This window comes from Streptomyces flavotricini (genome assembly GCF_020639365.1).
Taxonomy (GTDB): Bacteria; Actinomycetota; Actinomycetes; order Streptomycetales; family Streptomycetaceae; genus Streptomyces; species Streptomyces flavotricini.
In genome coordinates this window covers 3,989,283-3,990,333 of sequence record NZ_JAINUL010000001.1, presented here as the reverse complement: position 1 = coordinate 3,990,333, position 1,051 = coordinate 3,989,283, and the positions used below count along the sequence as shown (strand labels likewise).

3 pseudogenes are annotated in these 1,051 nt (G+C 68.7%); all 3 read right to left on the bottom strand.

What is annotated here, in order from left to right:
- Positions 1-275: pseudogene (locus tag K7B10_RS17945) on the bottom strand (2-oxoacid:ferredoxin oxidoreductase subunit beta); the annotation flags it as partial.
- Positions 265-609: pseudogene (locus tag K7B10_RS17940) on the bottom strand (2-oxoacid:acceptor oxidoreductase subunit alpha); the annotation flags it as partial. The pseudogenes K7B10_RS17940 and K7B10_RS17945, both read right to left, overlap by 11 nt.
- A gap of 1 nt (position 610) precedes the next feature.
- Positions 611-1,051: pseudogene (locus K7B10_RS17935) on the bottom strand (thiamine pyrophosphate-dependent enzyme); the annotation flags it as partial.

Below are 1,051 nucleotides of genomic sequence, written 5' to 3'. Positions count from 1 at the left end.
GCCAGCCCGGTGGCGATGGCGGGGGCGCGGCCGTGGATCGAGTGCATCCCGTAGGTGTTCATGTAGTACGGGAAACGCGAGGAACAGCCGATCCCGGAGATGAAGACGATGTTCTCCTTCGCCAGCCCCAGCTCGGGCATGAAGCCCTGCACGGCCGCCAGCACGGAGTAGTCGCCGCAGCCGGGGCACCAGCGGATCTCCTGGTCGGAGCGGAAGTCCTTCATCGACTGCTTGGCCTCGGCCTTGGGCACGAGGTTGAGGAGTTCACTGGCCACGGTTCGCCTCCTGAATGGCGTCGGCCAGCTGTCCGGCCTTGAACGGCATGCCGTTGATCTGGGTGAAGGAGATGACGTCGACGAGGAAGTCGGCGCGCAGGAGCCGGGCGAGCTGGCCCATGTTCATCTCCGGGACGACCACGCGCTCATAGCGCCGCAGGACCTCGCCGAGGTTCTTCGGGAAGGGGTTGAGATGGCGCAGGTGGGCCTGCGCGATGGCCTCGCCGACCGTGCGGAGCTCGCGGACCGCGGCGGTGATGGGGCCGTAGGTGGAGCCCCAGCCCAGGACGAGGGTGCGGGCGCCGTCCGGGTCGTCGACCTCCAGGTCCGGGACCAACCAGCGCCGTGCCCTGGTGGTCGGCGGCCGCGCGGAGCACCTCGGTGAGGTGCTTGCGGTCGGAGTCGACGGTCCGGGCCACGAAGGTGGCCTCGGCGCCCAGCGCCAGCGACGCCGGGTTGAAGGGGGCGTCGAGCGAGCCCATGGGGGTGGACTTGGTGATCTTGCCGACCTCGCTGGTGGGCGAGTACTGGCCCTTGGTCAGTCCGTAGATCCGGTTGTTGAAGAGCAGGATCTTGAGGTTGACGTTGCGGCGCAGGGCGTGGATCAGGTGGTTCCCGCCGATGGAGAGCGCGTCGCCGTCTCCGGTGACCACCCACACCGACAGGTCGCGGCGCGAGGTGGCCAGCCCGGTGGCGATGGCGGGGGCGCGGCCGTGGATCGAGTGCATCCCGTAGGTGTTCATGTAGTACGGGAAACGCGAGGAACAGCCGATCCC